Below are 1,001 nucleotides of genomic sequence, written 5' to 3' on the forward strand. Positions count from 1 at the left end.
GAGATTGAACACACCAATACCACCACCTAAGCCAAAACACATAGCCGCAATCGCACCCAACGCTCCAGGAAGGCGAAATGCCTCTATAACGGGAGGTAATGTCATTAACCGCTCGTTCTGATCGTGAGGCTCTCTCATGCATCCCCAAACTAAGGCCCCAACAGCAAGTGCCGCCATCCCTAAAATGATAAAAGCTGCTCTCCATGATAAGAGCTGTGTGATCAGTGCGCCGATAGCAGGGCTGGTTATCATGCCTAATGTCAATCCAGCTTGCACCATCACAATCTGCCGCATCGAGCGCCCACCTTTTTCACACCAGCCAACGCAAATGCGATTGGCAGCATTCCTGCGCTAGCAATGCCCGTAACAACACGAGTGACTAAAGCCCATTCAAACTGGCTAACCAAGCCAGTCAGAATCGAGGAGATGCCAAAAACGAAACAAGCCGGCAGCATAAGGCGAAGACGCCCTACTCGATCCGACCAGCGCCCTAAATAAGGCGCACAAAACGCAATCGCTAGACTATACGCCGTAATAAAGAGTGTCACCTGGCTCGGAGGAACACCAAGATCACCTCCGATAGGTTCTAAAATTGAGCCAAGCAGCAATTCGTCAGCACCTACCAGAAATGCAATAAGGAACAACGCTATCGACTGAATCATGCTTCAACCTCCGCTTGCAACGAAAGCTCCACTAAGGTCGCGATATCGACGATTCTGTCTGGCCAATCTTGGATAAATGCCTTCTCGTGTGAAACCAAGATGACACTGCCCGCAAAACGTTGTAGCGCCTGCTTCAACGCATCTTTACTGCTGGTATCAAGATGCGTAGTTGGCTCATCGAGAATGAGTACATTGCAGCCTCGTGTTGCTAAACAACAAAGCTTAACGCGAGTTTGCTCTCCACCACTCAACGCCTCTAAGCGACGTTGTGCTTTATCACCCTTTATCCCGAAGCGTGCTAACAGCTTACGAGCCGATTTACTATTGATTGAAGAATCG

1 protein-coding gene and 1 pseudogene are annotated in these 1,001 nt (G+C 49.6%); both read right to left on the reverse strand.

What is annotated here, in order from left to right; all coding sequences use genetic code 11:
- A pseudogene (locus R7Q47_RS26935) lies at positions 1–662 on the reverse strand (MFS transporter); the annotation flags it as partial.
- Positions 659–1,001, reverse strand: a 343-nt coding sequence (locus R7Q47_RS26860; protein WP_318090389.1) for an ATP-binding cassette domain-containing protein, incomplete at its 5' end; no start/stop codon positions are given. The pseudogene R7Q47_RS26935 and the gene R7Q47_RS26860, both read right to left, overlap by 4 nt.

Source organism: Vibrio sp. Vb0349, from assembly GCF_033338975.1.